Annotated in this window: 19 protein-coding genes; 4 read left to right on the forward strand and 15 right to left on the reverse strand. The window is 35.3% G+C overall.

Features of this window, described 5'->3' with window-relative positions; translation table 11 throughout:
- The first annotated feature begins 174 nt into the window (after positions 1–174).
- Positions 175–1260 carry a hypothetical protein gene (locus FW768_RS06475; RefSeq protein WP_153393837.1) on the forward strand — a complete coding sequence of 362 codons (1086 nt, stop codon included), beginning with the start codon at positions 175–177 and terminating at the stop codon, positions 1258–1260.
- Between the two features lie 188 nt (positions 1261–1448).
- Here the strand turns inward: FW768_RS06475 and FW768_RS06480 are convergent, their stop codons facing one another.
- The 15 genes from FW768_RS06480 to FW768_RS06550 form a co-directional block, all read right to left on the reverse strand.
- Complete coding sequence (locus tag FW768_RS06480) at positions 1449–1958, reverse strand: hypothetical protein (RefSeq protein WP_153393839.1); 510 nt, start codon at positions 1956–1958, stop codon at positions 1449–1451.
- A 169-nt stretch (positions 1959–2127) separates the two neighbouring features.
- A complete protein-coding gene (locus tag FW768_RS06485) occupies positions 2128–2793 on the reverse strand; it encodes an imm11 family protein (protein WP_153393841.1) in 666 nt (221 codons plus the stop codon).
- A 26-nt stretch (positions 2794–2819) separates the two neighbouring features.
- Complete coding sequence (locus tag FW768_RS06490) at positions 2820–3383, reverse strand: alpha-ketoglutarate-dependent dioxygenase AlkB (RefSeq protein WP_153393843.1); 564 nt, start codon at positions 3381–3383, stop codon at positions 2820–2822.
- Complete coding sequence (locus FW768_RS06495; protein ID WP_153393845.1) at positions 3370–3840, reverse strand: hypothetical protein; 471 nt, start codon at positions 3838–3840, stop codon at positions 3370–3372. The genes FW768_RS06490 and FW768_RS06495 overlap by 14 nt, the downstream gene beginning before the upstream one ends.
- A 210-nt stretch (positions 3841–4050) precedes the next feature.
- On the reverse strand, positions 4051–4440 hold the full coding sequence (locus tag FW768_RS06500; RefSeq protein WP_153393847.1) for a hypothetical protein: 390 nt from the start codon (positions 4438–4440) through the stop codon (positions 4051–4053).
- A gap of 38 nt (positions 4441–4478) precedes the next feature.
- Positions 4479–5318 (reverse strand): Imm43 family immunity protein, encoded by an 840-nt coding sequence (locus FW768_RS06505; protein WP_153393849.1) that lies wholly within the window; start codon positions 5316–5318, stop codon positions 4479–4481.
- 19 nt (positions 5319–5337) lie between these two features.
- The gene (locus FW768_RS06510) at positions 5338–5775 is read right to left on the reverse strand and encodes a hypothetical protein (protein WP_153393851.1); all 438 of its coding nucleotides are present in this window, start codon (positions 5773–5775) and stop codon (positions 5338–5340) included.
- A 17-nt stretch (positions 5776–5792) separates the two neighbouring features.
- Positions 5793–7214 carry a hypothetical protein gene (locus tag FW768_RS06515; protein ID WP_153393853.1) on the reverse strand — a complete coding sequence of 474 codons (1422 nt, stop codon included), beginning with the start codon at positions 7212–7214 and terminating at the stop codon, positions 5793–5795.
- A gap of 35 nt (positions 7215–7249) precedes the next feature.
- Entirely contained in the window at positions 7250–7798 is a 549-nt protein-coding gene (locus FW768_RS06520; RefSeq protein ID WP_153393855.1) for a hypothetical protein, read from the reverse strand.
- A gap of 54 nt (positions 7799–7852) precedes the next feature.
- Positions 7853–8596 carry a hypothetical protein gene (locus FW768_RS06525; RefSeq protein ID WP_153393857.1) on the reverse strand — a complete coding sequence of 248 codons (744 nt, stop codon included), beginning with the start codon at positions 8594–8596 and terminating at the stop codon, positions 7853–7855.
- Positions 8597–8630: 34 nt separating this feature from the next.
- The gene (locus tag FW768_RS06530; RefSeq protein WP_153393859.1) at positions 8631–9134 is read right to left on the reverse strand and encodes a hypothetical protein; all 504 of its coding nucleotides are present in this window, start codon (positions 9132–9134) and stop codon (positions 8631–8633) included.
- An 88-nt stretch (positions 9135–9222) separates the two neighbouring features.
- Positions 9223–9639, reverse strand: a complete 417-nt coding sequence (locus FW768_RS06535) for a DMP19 family protein (RefSeq protein WP_153393861.1) — start codon at positions 9637–9639, stop codon at positions 9223–9225.
- 260 nt (positions 9640–9899) lie between these two features.
- A complete protein-coding gene (locus FW768_RS06540) occupies positions 9900–10682 on the reverse strand; it encodes a DUF4261 domain-containing protein (RefSeq protein WP_153393863.1) in 783 nt (260 codons plus the stop codon).
- 69 nt (positions 10683–10751) lie between these two features.
- The gene (locus FW768_RS06545; protein ID WP_153393864.1) at positions 10752–11348 is read right to left on the reverse strand and encodes a hypothetical protein; all 597 of its coding nucleotides are present in this window, start codon (positions 11346–11348) and stop codon (positions 10752–10754) included.
- Between the two features lie 73 nt (positions 11349–11421).
- Positions 11422–11997 (reverse strand): hypothetical protein, encoded by a 576-nt coding sequence (locus FW768_RS06550; RefSeq protein WP_153393866.1) that lies wholly within the window; start codon positions 11995–11997, stop codon positions 11422–11424.
- Positions 11998–12565: 568 nt separating this feature from the next.
- Between FW768_RS06550 and FW768_RS06555 the strand changes: the two genes are divergently transcribed.
- The 3 genes from FW768_RS06555 (at position 12566) to FW768_RS06565 (ending at position 15732) form a co-directional block, all read left to right on the forward strand.
- A complete protein-coding gene (locus FW768_RS06555) occupies positions 12566–13051 on the forward strand; it encodes a hypothetical protein (protein WP_153393868.1) in 486 nt (161 codons plus the stop codon).
- Between the two features lie 214 nt (positions 13052–13265).
- Positions 13266–13814, forward strand: a complete 549-nt coding sequence (locus FW768_RS06560) for a hypothetical protein (RefSeq protein ID WP_153393870.1) — start codon at positions 13266–13268, stop codon at positions 13812–13814.
- 298 nt (positions 13815–14112) lie between these two features.
- A complete protein-coding gene (locus tag FW768_RS06565) occupies positions 14113–15732 on the forward strand; it encodes a helix-turn-helix domain-containing protein (protein WP_153393872.1) in 1620 nt (539 codons plus the stop codon).
- Positions 15733–16153: the final 421 nt, after the last annotated feature.

Here is a 16153-nt window from a genome sequence, read left to right on the forward strand (position 1 = left end):
AATTTCTGAAATCGTCTTCAATTTTATTCACAACACATTGATAATCAGATGTATTTTCTCAACTAAATAACGCATAATAAAAAATATTATTCGCGAAAAATACCGTTTTCTATTACAGTATTTTCTTGTTTTTTACATTCAACTGGATGTTACTTTGTCTCAAAATATAAAAACATGAAAAAAAATATTATATCGATTTGTGCTTTGCTAAATTTAAGTTTTGCATATTCTCAAGTGGGAATCAATACTTCTACTCCCCAGACAACATTTGATATTAATGCCAAAAGAGATGTTTCCGGAACTATTGTAGATTACAACCAATTGATAGGCTTTCAGGCCCCGCGCATGACCCGTTTGGAATTGACTAACAATACCGCAACCTATGGTGTGCAGCAAAAAGGAGCGTTGATATTCATTACAGATATTTCCGGAGGAACAGCTACAGGCCAACGAATTAACATTACAGCGGCTAATAATTATTACTATTTTGATGGCGCTGTATGGCAAATAATCACGGACATCAACCTGTATAAAGATAATGGCACGCTGCTCTCTGACAGAACCGTCTCCCAGGCAGAAAAAACACTGGCTTTTACCAGTACAGCAACCACCGGAACCAGTCACTTTACCATAGACGGAACCACATTGAATGTGGATGCTGTCAATAACAGAATTGGAATCAATAATGCCATACCTACCGCCAAATTAGATGTTATAGGTGCCTCCGGAACTGCCCCCATCCGTGCAAGGAATATGGAATCATCCGAATCCACTGTCTTAGCTGCAAAAAGAGAGCTGTCTCCTGTGATGATAGATAAAAGCGGCGTGATGGTAAGACAATTTACCGGAGTAGATAATAGTGGCAGCTATTATTTTGACGGTGGCTATCTTCTGGCGGTAAACGGAGCTCCGGTAGATGTTGTAACCGGTATTGGATTTGGAACCATTGTAAAATTCGATTTTCTGACCAATTTTTCATTTGGAAACAGTAATTCGGCAGTGATCTATGCTGAGGTTACTTTTTCTGAGCGAAGAGGATTTAAAGTAAACCCAAACTGGACTCACTCAGGAAATACTTTTGTTGCCAACAATATTACGATGACCGGAGAGGGAACTAACACGCTCGTGTTCGGAGATACATTCGGTACGATGACGATCACTTACAGTGCAGGTAAGATAACTGCACAAAAGACCGGTCCTTCAGCTGCCGTAAATACCAATTTGCAAATCCTTGAAGGTTATAAATTCAGAGGAAATTAAAACGATTGTCAACCTTATTTAAATAAAGCTGTTTAAACTTTTTTATTAAACCAAAAAGTTTCTGTGCTACCCTACAAATTATTTTTTACCAGCTCTCCGAAGTCTCCTGACTTCGGAGCATATCTCACAAGCTTTTTTATTGCACTGGCTCAAAACCGGAAGTTTTTTTGAATCCTTTTGTATGGTTTTTAGGGTTTCAAGTTTTTCAAATATTCAAAATTTTCCAAATCTTCGGTATATCCGACTTTTAATAGATCATCTTTTATATTTTTTAGAAATTTATGCCACTCAGATATAAAGACATCAGTATTAACATTTATCGGAAAATTAACCTCTCTAACATTTTGTACAAATAAATTTGTTTCTATATGTTTCAGTCCAGCAGAAAACCATGTAGGAGTAATCGTAATTGAATTTTTTTCTTTTTTGAAATTCCAATATACGGTAAAACCACTGCTTAAAAAACTCGTTAAAAATTCACTATTATTTTCATTCAAGCATTTAAGCATATGTATAATGTCATTGTACATACCAGCTATATCTCCTCTTTTATCTAAATAAATGAGATAATTCCCAAAAGTTATCATTACAGTTTCATCATCATTAGGATATATGGACCAAATTGCTTCACCAACAGAGGTGTCTTCTACATCTATTTTCCCTAATTCCGTTGTTTTATTAAACTTTATTTTAAACATAATTCTGTAATATATTTATTAAAAATCCCCAGTTATCCGAAGGTTGTAACTTCGGAGCATGACTTACAGAGATTTATTATACCAGCTCAAAGTCAGGAGACTTTGCGCAGCGGACAGGCCTTTAGTTTTTCTATTATCATAAGTATTATTCATTTTTATTTCCAATCCACTATTCTTCAATAAAAAGTTCGGGGTTTGCAGGATTGTTAAACTCTTCAAACCAAATGCCTGTAATTCCGGCTTCTTCCATTGCGGTTTTAAGCCTTTCGGAAACCAAAACTCCAATGCTGAAAGGCTCCCGGAACAGATCGGGTGCTTTTTTCAACACTAGCTTTCTCCTAAAGTTAAACATAGGCAGCTGTTCTACATGGTCTACTGTAATGAGCTTTTCTTCCTTTAGATCCCAGAATACCGACTGTGTAAAATCAATATTGTCTTTCCGGTCTATTAAATGGAGAAAATTAAATGGAAGCTGTTCTGTTTTTTTAGTTTTATAACTGGGATCTGGTACGGCTAACTGGCAGTCATAAAACCGGAAATTAAGAATATCATACTTTTTCACAAGGTTTTTGAAGGTATCACTCACATAAATCCCAATGCTTGAATGCAGCATATCCGCACTCAGAACATCAGTTTGTCTGGCAATGCGTTTTAGGGTAAATGTATCCAGATTGGGTGTTTCATCCGGAAATTCACGATTATCGAGGGTTACAAAATTGTTCTTTACTTTGTAATACCCTCTGGACGCTTCCAGTTGTGGCCAGCTGCCTACTTTTTCGCTTTCGGTAGCACTGTGGAGCGCATAATAGACTAATTTTTTTAATAATTTTTCCATCGTATTATTTTAACCTGCTGATTGAATCAAGAGCTCTGTATTATTTTTCTGAAAGTTACAGATACCCGTCGTTTCCGCGGAATTATCGTGTCTAGCCATTTATCATTTTTTACGGCTTTTATACCATGTTTCCAGCTGTATCTTGCCTCTCCGCTTAGTAACAGAATACTTCGGGGCTGTAAGAGTATTTCCTGTCGTTCCTCGTTTTTTGAAAACTGCATGACACAGGAAGACAACAGGCTTACGGAAATGATAACATCTTTAAAACAGGGTACACAGTCGATATGGCCGGATATGCCCTGCCCCGGTTCATATTCATTGATAATAACCTGATCAAAAGAGTTTTCAAGGCTAAGATCCGTCTGAATCTTTCTTTCCAGTAAAAGAAGCCAATGGGGTAATTCACCTGTTTTTAAATCCTGGTTAATATTTTTTTTCTTATAATCATACAGGTACCCATAATGCTGAACCCTTCGTTTCAGATGGGTATCCCATACGGCATGATCTATTTCCGAAAGGATTAATTCCTCTTCTTCAATACTCAAAAAATCTTCCTGATAAATAAGACCGTTTATGCTATTGTGCTTCATTTTCAAGGGTTAAAATATATTTTAAAAATTCGATGAAATCTTTATAAACAGGCTGATACCCAGATTCTAATTCACTGGAAAACCATATTAAATTTTCATTCTCCTGTTCAGCGTGGTACCCATAAAAAATAACCTCATCATTATTGTCATATCTCAGATCTGCCAATACATATACATCAGCATCATTAAGTAACGGGGAAGTAAGAAGACTCGGATTCAGCCAGTCGTCAAAACTAAAAATACTTATATCAAAGCCCTCACCATAAATATTACACCCTCCATATTCGCTTAAAAAATAAAAATAGGCATCATCTCTTATGAACACAGCCTCTTTCATTATACCCATTGTTTCTTCTTCCCAAAGGTGTTCTGTCTTTTTATTATTTCCGGTTTCAACTCTATATTTTGCAGCAATATCCTGCATAAGGCTGTCTACCTCAATAATCTTATTGATCATACGATTTTCTTTATTTTTTTATCAACTTATTCATATCAGCAGACTTAGAATCTGTTTAAAGAATTTTCTCTCGCGGATCGGGCAGATTGAGCAGCCCATTCCCGGCTCCTGACTTCGGAGTAAATTTTATAGTTTTTTTAATTACATTAGCTCAAAGTCTGGAGACTTTGCGTAGCGGACGATCATCATACAATTTACCATTCTGTTCTGCTAAAAGTTGAATATTCTAAAATTAAAAATACTCTTCATAGTCTGTCTCAAAAGAAATACCTTGATAGCTTTCATCCTGCCAGCTTTCATTCGGAAAAAAATGTTCCATATCATAAAAAATATTTCCTGAAGACCTTCATTCTTATCACTCGGAGCTAAATCTTCTAAAAAAAAGAACTGAAATAAACTGACTTTCTCAAGATTATTCAATGTAATTTTCAGACTTTCCCTGAACCTCTGAAAAAAAAGATCATGATCTTTTATTCCCATTATCTCTTCTTTTATTTCATTAAACCGGATGTTATAGGCACGATATAAATCTCTTTCAAAGCTGGCATCTGATGCCTGACTGATTACATATTGTATGTCTTTAAAATAAATGATCTTCATGTTAATTTTTCATTATGTTGGAAGTGCAGATATAATCATTATTCCTGATTAAATAATTTAACCTTACTGGTTTTAATGTATTCTAATCCTGTAATTTTTTCATCCATAAGTGTTTTTGCAAGCCTGGCAGACATCAACATATCAGTATTAAAACAAAAGCCTTTAAACTTAAAAATATCCTGATCGTTATTATTCAACATTATTTCTTTAGCTTTTATATGCGTTTTATTGGTAAAATCAAGCCAGTCAATACCCTTGTTCAGTTCTTCTGATGCTTTTTTAACCTCTTCAAATGAATTGAATTTTGCCGCCATTACTTTTCTGGAACCAAAATTGAGCAGACCTTTCTCTGTGTAGAAAGTTGTATGAGGATAATTTACAAACTCATCGGCATAATTGAAAAAAAAGAGGTAAACATAATCGTTGGAAACGGTTTTCTTACTTTGTACGACAATCTTGTATTCCTGATATTGACCAATATTAAAATTCTTAAGAATTTCAAATAATTTTTTACTGACTACCCACCCGTTTGCTACTCCACTGATTACATCGGTAAGTCTGGCTTCGGAATAAAGCTTTGCTATTCCCAAGTCCAGTTCAACAGGAGCAAACCTGGTTTCGGTCATCATTTCGCTGAACATAGTCATCCATGGAACAAATTCATCATGATCCTCGGTTCGGTAGTAGGTATCAAATAATGATTTCAAATTAACACTCCCAAGAATATCATGTTTTTCAACCTGATCCATATGCTTTTTCCCAATAGGTGTTTCAATTTTCACATAATGCCCGGAATAGTCTGAATCCAGAAAAAAAAGCTCTTCATCTTCCTTCCACTGGATCGCTATTTCATCAAGAATATGGATAGGTTTTGTCATATTTTTCTATCTTTTAAAGTTAAAAATCATTTGAGGTAACAAAGCAAGCCTCAATTTTTATTGGTTTTCCTATGGGATTCAGGGCCTGCAGTTCATCGTCCCCCCCTATTTCGGTTAAAAATTCTTCTTCGGAACCGGCTGTTCCGAAAACAATCCACGGTTTCCCGAAATCGGTCTGCATATAGTACACAGGAACTTGCAACTGACCGGAATCTGAGTAAAAAACATCACCAACCGGAAAACCATGCAGTTCTCCGATGCGTTCGAAATCTGTGCAATTTTCCCGGTTTCCGACTGATTTTAAAAGCTGAGAACGCTGCGCCGATTCTATTTCCCAGCTTTCATCTTCTTCACTTTGGGATGCATTATTAAAAGCCGGCCGCTCTGTACGCAATACAAAATACCGTGTACTGCCCAACGCTTTATAAATGCTGAAAATATAGTGTCCACCTGCCATCAGAATTGATTTTTAGATTATGTACATTGGAAAAACTGACGTACCAAACGCGTTTTCGGTGAAAAATACAGATAATAGCTCCCGAATACTTCGCCATGATATAATTTCGCTACAAATTCCATAGTGTCACCATTTTCGTCTTTTAATTCCGGCGAATCATAATCGGTTACGTAATCTCTGTCATCAAATGGATCCCTCATATCCATATTAAAAGCATCAAAATCTGCCTGAATTTCTTCATCAGTCTTCTCACGCATAAAGTCTGACTGATCCCAGAAAGGCTCAGTACCAATGGCCAGACATAAATCATCGTAGCTGTCTGCATTCCGGTCAACGATAAAAAAGCGGGATTTCTCGTCTACTTCGTCAAAATAGGTATCCATTTCACTTTCACAATGTATGGCAAAATCGTCTGTAAAATCTTTCGGTTCCAGATCATCGAAACGCAGTACATCATACTTGTTATCAGCTGTGAGTCTGAAATCTATCAGGGTGTTGAAAACAGGCATCAATACAAAATGAAAAGCCAGACCTTCATATTTCTTGTCAATAGTCAGCCCCGGAAAACTGTATTTCGGCAGGAGGATTCTCCGTTCGAAATGGGAAGGATCCGTAAGAACACTTCCCGGATCAGAAAGTATTTTTACAAACACCTCCTGCCCATTTAACTCATCCGTTTCGGAAAAATTAATTTCACGTTTTATTCTTCTCGGAAACTGTGAAAACTGACGTACAAGCTTCGTTTCGGGTGAATAAAAAAGGTAATGCGTCCCTGGAAAATGGGCAATATGTAAGCGGCAGACAAATTCTAAAGTGTTTCCGTTTTCATCTTTAAAAACCGGCAGATCGTAATTGGTCGTGTAGTTGAAATCTTCATCGAAATCTTCGTATTCAAGTTCGCCCTCGTCTTGCAGATCATAGAGTATTTCGTCTTCCTCTTCGGTAGTCTGACGTAAATAAGTGCTGAAATGCCATTTTACTTTGCCTGTCAGCAGCATGGCATCTTCTTTATGGTAAAATGGATCTGTTCCGTCTTCTTCACTGTACACTGATGCTGCGTCCGTCTGTTCAAAATGTGGCTGCATCGCTCCGAGGCATTCGGTTATAAATTCCGGAGTGAATTCTGAGACGGGCTTTCCATTAAAGCCTAATAACTCATATCTGTTTCCGTCTATCAGACGGAAATCCGCGTATTCAAAGATGGTGGGGAATGCCATGAAATGGAATGTTAATCCATCCAATTCAGGTTTCGCGAGAATTCCGGGAACGGAAAATTCCGGAATCAGAATCTTCTGTTCGGTGTATTTTTTATCTTTTTCCACCAAAGCTTCTGCCGGATAACTCGTCAGCATTCTGTCTGGTGAACCCGGCGAGGCACCGGGCGATCCTAATTTTTTATATTTGGTAAACTGTCTTGGTTTCATTTTATTTTTAGTCATTATTTTTTCCTGATACAATTCAGGAAACTCATTATTTAATGGATATACCGTCTTATGTTGGTTTGATTTTTATTGATTTCAACACTGTCTGAGGAAATAAATTCTACCCCAAAATCCAGTTCATCAATTGACAAATAAGTGGGCACACTGCTGCCTGTTAATTTTTGAGCTTCTTTCCAGCAGGATTCAAACCAATCATCAAAAATTTCATACTTTTCCTGTTCATATTCCTCCTTCATTTCTTCCCATTCTTCTTCATCCTCACAATCATCTTCCAGATCACTGACAATGTCCATTAACTCTTCTGATTCTGAAAAATAAGCGTTCAGTTCATTCCTCAGGAGGTCAATTTCTTCCGTAATAGTCAAACCAGCTGCATTGGAGCCGAAAAACACCATGGAAAACCATTCGTGACGGTATTCAAAATTATGGGCTGCCATATCCTCTTTCTTAAAATCAGGAAGCATTGAAATGGCATTTCCATTGAGGACATTTACCAACTCATCTATTATTTTCTCACGAATATTATTTAAAGTTGATTTTAATATTCCGTTGGATTTTTTCAGTTCTTCTATTTGTTCCATTGTGTTATTTATATTTCATATGCTGCCCGTGATTTCTGGCAGATTGGTTAATGTTTAAGCCGGAAACCATTCAATGATCCGTTCCTTTACGCCTTCTACCTGCTTTTTTTGGGCCTCTAATTTTTTCACTTCCCAATCAAGAGACTCCATATAATTATCGACGATTTTCTGCTGGATTCTTGTGTTCCCTTCATGAGCAGACAAACCTGCCATCATACGCGACTGGCTTTCTAAATCCGCTTTATCTAGTATATTATTAAAAAGGTAAATCGCTGAGTAATCATCCCAGACTGTTGTTTCCCGGATGATCCCCTGGGCCGTCATTTGAAGTTTCCAAAGCTCTCCGAATACTGAATGAAACATTTCTAACGCTTCATACTCCTCCGGATATTCATTCCTGTCTACAAACTTCATTACATTATGGCATGACTGGGCAGCCAGCTGGTAGATGAACCCTGTTGCCAGAAAGTAACCGGAAATATCTAGTTTACCTTCTTTAAAATTGGATAAAAATGTGGACAATCCTTCTATTTGTCCCCGTGAAAACATGTCCGATGCGTCTTCATGGGTTTTTACAACAATAAAAAATAATCGAAAATTTCTTCCGAATCTTTCATATGCTGCTTCAATTTCCTCGTGTTTATGATCTAAATGATAAGTAAAAACCGTAAGTACATTTTCAAATAACTGCTCATCGTATCCGGATTCTTTGAAATATGTTTCGGTATTCTCTATTCCATTGGCAAAATCGCTGAATTTTGAGCTTTTAAGCTGCTCAAGTATTGCTTCTCGTGTCATCTTAGTTTCTTTTAAATAAATAGGTATACATTGTTTATGATCCGAAAAACGGATTGGCTATTTTAAAAATTCCGTAGTCATATTTCTCATTGGACTTGTCCGGGTTCAGATAAAATGTAATGTGCAGATCAAGTTCTCTTTCATCATCAAGAATATGATCAGGAGCTTGTTTGATAACGTCTAAAAAGTTTTGATGCCCATCAGGAGATGAAAAAATGGGAATTGAAAAATCCAGTTTCTTCTGGTTGTTAAGTGTCATTGGAAGTGTGATCGTCTGATCAAGAATGGCTTGGTGCTGTCCGAATTTGTCATCAGATTTCATCAGATAGATATCGAAAGCATCAATATCCGATTCATCTTCATAGCTGAAAAAGTTTACTTCCTGCAGAGCAATTTGAAAGGTTACATCTTCCACGATGAGCTCTTCGTGCAGATCCAGCGTTACTTCTACATCAAGGGAATCTATATCATAACTTCCGGTGTCCTTTGGATCAAATTTATGTTTAAGTTCTATCTCAATTTCTTTTTTGTAGTTCATAGTTTTAGTAATATGTATTAATGTATTTTAATTGGCAGATCATCAACCATTTTAATGATTCTTCAAAACTTTTAAGGATTTCAATGAATTATTTCTGTTTAAACGAAATTGAATCACAGTACAGCATAAATTCAGGATCGTTCCAGCTGCGTTGAAGATACTCAGTTAAACAGGCTTCAAACACCTCATCTAACTGATAATAGGCCATATCCAGCGCATCCAGGTCCGCGCTTCTTTTTACTTGTGTCAGGATGTTCAACCCCTCAGTAAATCCGATTTCTTTAAATGCCTGTTTTATTTTTGCATGGGTTATTTTTCCATATTTTATTTCATATAAATACATGTCAAATCCGCTGCTTTTTATCATTCCATCGCCATAAACAGCAACATATATATTTTTTGCCACAGGATTACCGTTCAGAATTTCCTGACTATTAACGGTTCTTAATATCGGATTACCATATTCTTCCCGAATGGCTTCATAGAATTCGAGAACTGTGTTCATGTTTATTGTCATCGCTATTTATTTATCGTTTATTAATCGTATTTAGCCTTAGTTCGGGTTAAGAAGTTTAAATGTAAAAGGCTGGAAGTTACTTTTAGTTATACGCATTGAAAGCCCCCAGAAAATCAAATTAAATAAAAACTGATCAATATTTATTCTTAGTGGCTTTCATAACTTCCCTCTTCCATCACCCTGCTTCAAACCTGCTTCCATCAGATATTCTTATCCCGGAATGAGGTTATTTAATGATCGTCTGGAGATTATAATTCAAACTTAAATGATTCGCCTTCTACAAACACTCCTTTTGACTGCACTATTTTAATTTTCTGTTCGGCCGTAAAACCTAATGTTTCACCGCTTTTAAATGTGACATTGCTTTTGATGACATACCCGCAGATTTCGTTTAAATAAGTATACAATTCTCTCAACTCAAGCGGTGCGTTCACAAACTCCATTTCCAGCTTATCAAAAGTTGTTAATCCGTAAGAATAAGCACTATTGCCCTGCTCCCCTTTCCTAACACCGATATAAACCCACAAATCCAGCGGAACCAGATCCGATTTCAATGCTTCTGCACTATCCAAGTACTGTTCTTTTGGAATAAGCAAAGACTGAGAGCCCTGGTATACTCCAATACAGTTGCTTGTAGCAAGAATTGCTGTCAGAACTTTTGTCAAAATGCCAAAGCGTTCTTTATGATTAGTATTGTTTGACAGGATGGTTACGATAAGGTGTGAATTATGGTCTTCCAGATCTGCTTCTGCAGTTGGCCAGTTGTAAGCATATTGTGCCGCGCCCTGAATATCACCCCACGGAATCTGAGCAGCAATTGTCCCCAATACAACCGTTTCTCCCTGAACAGAAAAACTCACCGTTTCTGAAGAACCGTTGATATCCGTTGCTTCAATCCCCCAATCCGATAAAAGGTAGGCAATGACTTTTTCCAGATCAAAAGTTTCTCCGTTATTAAACATCGGCATCGCCAATAATACATTGCTTTTAGGTGTTTCTTCCTTTTTTTTTTTCTTTTTAAATAATCCCATGGTTTTAAATTGGTTTTTATAGTTAATTGTTTTTTTGAATATTTTTTTCTTTTGGGAGGACTGCCGATATTATCCTTTATAATAATCTTCCATCCAGGTTGGATGTTCAGGCTCGGAAATCCTTAATGTATCCACTAATGTTCCGTCTTTTTTTATGGTGATACCCTCTTTAGAAACATTGGATCTTTTATTGTAAATCCATTCAATAACTTCTTCATTTCTTCTTTTTTCAAAATCAAGCTCCCTTGAGGAGGTAATTCTTAAATCTCCATTCACGATACCAACACTAACATTAGTTGGATAAACTTCTGCTCCCATCTCTACATCAGAGCCTAAAAAACAGGAAAAAACGACGTTAGAATCTGCGTTATATATTCCTTTACCGAATTTAGGATTCTCATATTTCCTGATTAAAAACAGTCTCCTTTTTTTAAGATTATTTTTATTATTCTCGAATCTTTTTTTAGTCATTCTTGATTCATCTCTGAATGTATTTATAATTGCATAATACCCAAATCCAGTACTATAGCAATTTTTAAGTTTTACGACTAAAGATTTCCATTCTTCGTTTGTTATTGAACTGTCATAAAAGCCTATCTCAAACTGATATTCCAGCTCTGTAAATTCTAAAATAAAATTTTTAACGTCTTCTAAGGTATAAATCATGTTTTTTTCATGTATTTGTTCTGAAAAAATGTAATCTATAAAGTACTTATCTGTGGATTTTCTATTCCATCATTTATTTATCTTTCCAATATTCATTAAGTGAAAAATTATCCCGGTTACCCGGTTCTGAATAACGTTCTGTTTCAATAAATTTTCCGATTTTTTTGACATCTAAGTCCGAAGGATTGTAAACATTTCCTTTCCAACCCGTTACAGCCATTGTTAAACGGTTTGTATTTATGATCATTTTTCCAATGATTTTCAGTTCATTTCCAATTGTACCCGTAATGAATCCTTCAAAAAATACACTTTTATTAATCTCCCTTCTTGGGTTGGTACTTGAAACATAGGCCACCCATATATTTCCATACATTTTATTTTGATAACTGCTGAGTTTATATAAATGACGGGGAGTATTAGTTAAGGGGTTTTCTGCTATTTCTTTTTCAGTTCTCTTAAAAATACCGAAATCTGTCCTTTCGGAAATCCCTAACCCTTTTCCTACCTGTTCTATAGCCATTTCATATAGTTCTCTTACCGATTGATTAAAAGTATCCAGATTATTAAGATTTAATTTTGTCCAGCATTCGGCTTCTTTAGCTAAAAATTCAAAAATGAACTTTTTAACGTCTTCCAATGTATAATTCATAGTTTTTTTAATGTACTTTGTTCTGAAAAGGCAAACTTCTTAACCAGAAATTCTGATTTTGGAGGTTATATTTCAGGCAGGCAATAACAATTCCTGAAAACTTTCCTGAGTTTTAACTGAATAATTTCTGTTTTGGGATGTATTATTTCTACAGTTGGTGCGTTTACAGTGAAAAAGCTGTACAGAAGGAAATAAATGAATACTGTTTTTTCATGATTTTTAAATTCAAATGGTTATTGTTTTTTGAGCACGTAATGTATTTAAAAATACAGATTACGTCCTGCATTATTAGTTTTGTTCGTGTTCGGGCCTAAATATAGCAAGTTTCATTGAAATGTAAGGTAAATTTTTTCTGTACAGTTTTTCTCCACTCATTTTCATTGCCATTAATCTATTTTTAACCTTCTATTCTTCATCTCATCAATTAAAAATGTCATCAGTGAAAAACACTTCAAAAATACCCTTGAAAGATTTAATTCCTGGGTCACATTTTTTCTAAAACACGTATACTCTATTTCCTGTTATGCCCTTTTTTAGCTATTTTTACGTGATAATATATAAATACCATATGAGAAAATTTGTATTTGCAGGAATAGTGACTCTGGGAGGATTTTTAACGGCAAAAGCACAGTGTAATACCGTATCCACCATTACAGAAAATTTTGATGCATGGAAAGATATTAACAAATGCTGGACTGCCCAGCCGGGAAAAGCAATGCTTTATGCCAGTGACAAAAAAATCATATTTTATTCTATGAGCAGCCCGAGAGAAAATATGTATTTAGTGACCCCAAAAATTAAAGCAGGAAACTATACGCTAACTCTTGATGCATCGGATAACGAAGGAGAAACTACACTGGAAATTTTCTCAATCAGCAACTCATCTGATGCAAAATCATATGTTTCAATAGCTAAGGCATCTGAGATTACGGGAGATAAAAAGACCTTTACTATTTCTTTAAAAAAAGATACTCATCTGGGTCTGAAAGTTTTGCTTAATGGAATACATCAGGCAGTTTATATAGATAACTTTTCTCTGACACCAAAAAAATAAATCGGGGAAGATCTCAAAGGAATTTAATAAAGCCCATATAGCTCGAAATAAATCCTTTAAAGACATGAAAAACAGGTTGTCTCAAAAAGGCAGCCTGTTTTCGTATATGACCGTTAAGCCGATATTGTAGCGGAAATCAGGAGAAATCACAACAAAAACTCATGGATCTATTTTTTTACAACGATAATTTATTTAACATTGCAAAAATAATCTCATGAAAAACTCAAAACTAATTGTAGCTTCTGTTTTAATGCTGTTCTCAGTAATTACGATCAATGCACAAAAGAAAAAACCGGCAGGTTCATCCAAATCAGGGCCTATAGAAATGCCTAAAGACACTGAAGTTCAGCTAATGTCTGGGGAGGAAAGATTTAAAAAAAGCCTTCACAAGCTTGAAAATTTTATAAACTTTAAATATAGTGCAGATTATAAAAAAGCGGATGTCTATATTACGCATATGGGTCCACAAAAGCTCATGTATAAAGTAAAATTAAATGATACCGGAGTTGACACAAAATTAAAAGCCAGAATCTACAACTATAAAGTATATAGTGCAGATGGCAAAACACTTTTGTTTACCTACGAAACGGAAACGGCTGTCACCAGTTTAATAAAAATGATTTATAATTCTCCGGAGAAAAAATCCACCATCCTTGATTTTTCTAACGTATACAGAAGTGATGAATATACACTAGGTAAAACAGAAACTTTTAAGTATTATCCTGTCTTTTTATATTACTCAACATATGATGAGCCCAAATAATCACCGCATTATTTTACAGAATAGAGAAATAAAGCCATAAAACCCGTAATTTCAGATACAACGAAGCTGTTCCGAAAGATCAGCTTCTTTTATTGAACCAATAAAATTACATTCAGGCATCTTGGATCTGATACAAAAATTGGGAGCCGGCATAACGATGTAGCATACCAATCTTTATTTTAGAATCATTTCAAATCTGGGTTTAACAGTATTTAATGATAATTCAGCTTTTAATATTTATATATTTGTAAAAACCTCTGTTTTCCGTAAAAACTAATATAATTTCAATTAAAAGTAAATGAGATTTCACAACTATTTTTTATTATTCATCACCCTGCACATGTTTGCATTGGGAAAAAGCCAGAAAGTATCTGAAGAACAGCTAAAAAACGAACTGCAGCAGATCCAAAACAATATTGCTAAGACAGGAATAGTAAGCACAACCGTCCGGGATCTCGAAAAAAAATACAAAACGGCAAAAGAGAACAAATACGATATTAGTTTCCTGATAGGTGCTGAACTGGTGCGGACCTATAGTACATTAGACAATACAGAGAAAGTTATTGAGGTTTGCACAGATGTAGAAAAATATATTAATGAGCGCAGCCCATCAGAATTAGTATCCAATATGTATAGGATTAAAGCCCGTTCATTGGGGGATCTGGGCTTTCTGGAAGATTCCCATAAAGCATATCAGATTTCAAAAAAATACCTGAAAACAATCAAAGACAACGACGTCCGTCATTATTACGGCAGTTTATTTTACTCCAATTATTCATCTTATTTTGATCAGAGTAAAAAACAGTCCGACTCTGTTCGTTTATGTCTTTTAAAAGGGTTAAGCGAGGCAGAAAAAATCTCTGATAAAAGCACGGAAATACACTCACAAAAGAAATACGACCTGATTCTTTCCATACAGCCCAATCTTGCGCTCTACTATTTATGGATCATGAAGCCTTCCGATCCAAAAACAGCAGAGAAATATCTTTTAAAATCACTGAAGGTTGTTGGCAGCAGAAAGATAAACCCTCTTAATGAAATGAACCTTTACAGAACAGCGGGTGACTTTTATTTTGATCAGAAAGACAATGATAAAGCCATTCATTATGCCAAGGAAGGTCTGAAACTGGAGAAAAGGATTTCTTCACCTGCCAGCAGGGAGGTTTTTTATGAGATTTTAACGGAAGCCTATTTAGCACAGAGTAATACGGCGGAAGGAAAAAAATACAGCCAGCTTCTTACTGAATTAAAAGACAGTATAAAAATAGCAGAAAAACATTCGGTAAACAAGGTTACCCGTGTAATAAAAAAAGAGAAAGACCAGGAAAAGAATACTACGCTTAAAAATTATCTGTATATTTTCCTGATCATTATCATTGCAGTAGGGGCTGCTATATGGTATTACTGGAAAAGAAGAAATAAAATTCTTCAGCATAAATTCCAGGAATTGATAACAAAAATCAAACATGAGACGGAAATCCAGAACTCTGAAAAAGAAAAAGAGGAAGAAAAAACAGTAAAAGCACCCCAAACAATTCCGGAGGAAACCATTAATCAATTATTAAGTAAAATCGCCAGATTTGAAAAAACAGAAAAATACTTAAAGAGTGATCTTACCATCGCAGGGCTTGCAAGTGATCTTAACACTAATACAAAATATCTTTCTGAAGTCATAAAAAATTACAGGGGTAAAAATTTCAATGGTTACATCAATAGTCTCAGAGTTAAGTATATTACCCTGAAGCTTTACGAGCAGGATGTCTACAGAAAATATAAAATCAGTGTTTTAGCGGAGTTATGCGGATATGCCACACCACGGGTGTTTCAGAATGCCTTTAAAAATGAAACGGGCTTAACCCCTTCAGACTTTATTGAGAAACTGAAGAAAGAAAAAGAACCTGAAATATTGGAAGTATAATATCAATAGAGGCTGTCAAAAGTGAGACAGCCTTTTCTTTTTCTTACAATAATAACAAAAGAGATGCTTTTCTTCGTTGTTGTGAAAGAAATTGGCATAGGTCTGGAACCTAAAAAATGATCCATACCAGACAAACCATTCAGCTTCGTGCGGTATTTACGAATAATTTTTTGATAATCAACTAATTAAACCCACATATATTCGTTTATTTTTATTATATATTTGCAAAGCATTTATAAAAACAGGTTTCTGCCTTTGCTATTCTGTCATAGTTTAAAATCACCATTTTTTCTTTCAGTTTTGCTTTTTCAGCTGCCCAATTTTTAACCTCATTTGTAAAAGAACATGAGGTTAATAAAGTCCTGCTTTACAACAGGAAAGAAACGTCATTGCCAATAAATCAATGCTATTATATAATACC

The organism is Chryseobacterium vaccae (genome assembly GCF_009602705.1).
In the GTDB taxonomy this organism is placed as follows: domain Bacteria; phylum Bacteroidota; class Bacteroidia; order Flavobacteriales; family Weeksellaceae; genus Chryseobacterium; species Chryseobacterium vaccae.

Coding starts and splice junctions, on each gene's coding strand:
- FW768_RS06495 (WP_153393845.1), bottom strand. CDS start 3,840: ATGATCAATAAGATTATTGAGGTAGACAGCCTTATGCAGGATATTGCT.
- FW768_RS06540 (WP_153393863.1), bottom strand. CDS start 10,682: ATGGGATTATTTAAAAAGAAAAAAAAAAAGGAAGAAACACCTAAAAGC.
- FW768_RS06560 (WP_153393870.1), top strand. CDS start 13,266: ATGAAAAACTCAAAACTAATTGTAGCTTCTGTTTTAATGCTGTTCTCA.
- FW768_RS06500 (WP_153393847.1), bottom strand. CDS start 4,440: ATGAAGATCATTTATTTTAAAGACATACAATATGTAATCAGTCAGGCA.
- FW768_RS06505 (WP_153393849.1), bottom strand. CDS start 5,318: ATGACAAAACCTATCCATATTCTTGATGAAATAGCGATCCAGTGGAAG.
- FW768_RS06510 (WP_153393851.1), bottom strand. CDS start 5,775: ATGGCAGGTGGACACTATATTTTCAGCATTTATAAAGCGTTGGGCAGT.
- FW768_RS06550 (WP_153393866.1), bottom strand. CDS start 11,997: ATGAATTATACATTGGAAGACGTTAAAAAGTTCATTTTTGAATTTTTA.
- FW768_RS06530 (WP_153393859.1), bottom strand. CDS start 9,134: ATGAACTACAAAAAAGAAATTGAGATAGAACTTAAACATAAATTTGAT.
- FW768_RS06475 (WP_153393837.1), top strand. CDS start 175: ATGAAAAAAAATATTATATCGATTTGTGCTTTGCTAAATTTAAGTTTT.
- FW768_RS06520 (WP_153393855.1), bottom strand. CDS start 7,798: ATGGAACAAATAGAAGAACTGAAAAAATCCAACGGAATATTAAAATCA.
- FW768_RS06490 (WP_153393843.1), bottom strand. CDS start 3,383: ATGAAGCACAATAGCATAAACGGTCTTATTTATCAGGAAGATTTTTTG.
- FW768_RS06535 (WP_153393861.1), bottom strand. CDS start 9,639: ATGAACACAGTTCTCGAATTCTATGAAGCCATTCGGGAAGAATATGGT.
- FW768_RS06545 (WP_153393864.1), bottom strand. CDS start 11,348: ATGATTTATACCTTAGAAGACGTTAAAAATTTTATTTTAGAATTTACA.
- FW768_RS06515 (WP_153393853.1), bottom strand. CDS start 7,214: ATGACTAAAAATAAAATGAAACCAAGACAGTTTACCAAATATAAAAAA.
- FW768_RS06480 (WP_153393839.1), bottom strand. CDS start 1,958: ATGTTTAAAATAAAGTTTAATAAAACAACGGAATTAGGGAAAATAGAT.
- FW768_RS06565 (WP_153393872.1), top strand. CDS start 14,113: ATGAGATTTCACAACTATTTTTTATTATTCATCACCCTGCACATGTTT.
- FW768_RS06485 (WP_153393841.1), bottom strand. CDS start 2,793: ATGGAAAAATTATTAAAAAAATTAGTCTATTATGCGCTCCACAGTGCT.
- FW768_RS06525 (WP_153393857.1), bottom strand. CDS start 8,596: ATGACACGAGAAGCAATACTTGAGCAGCTTAAAAGCTCAAAATTCAGC.
- FW768_RS06555 (WP_153393868.1), top strand. CDS start 12,566: ATGAGAAAATTTGTATTTGCAGGAATAGTGACTCTGGGAGGATTTTTA.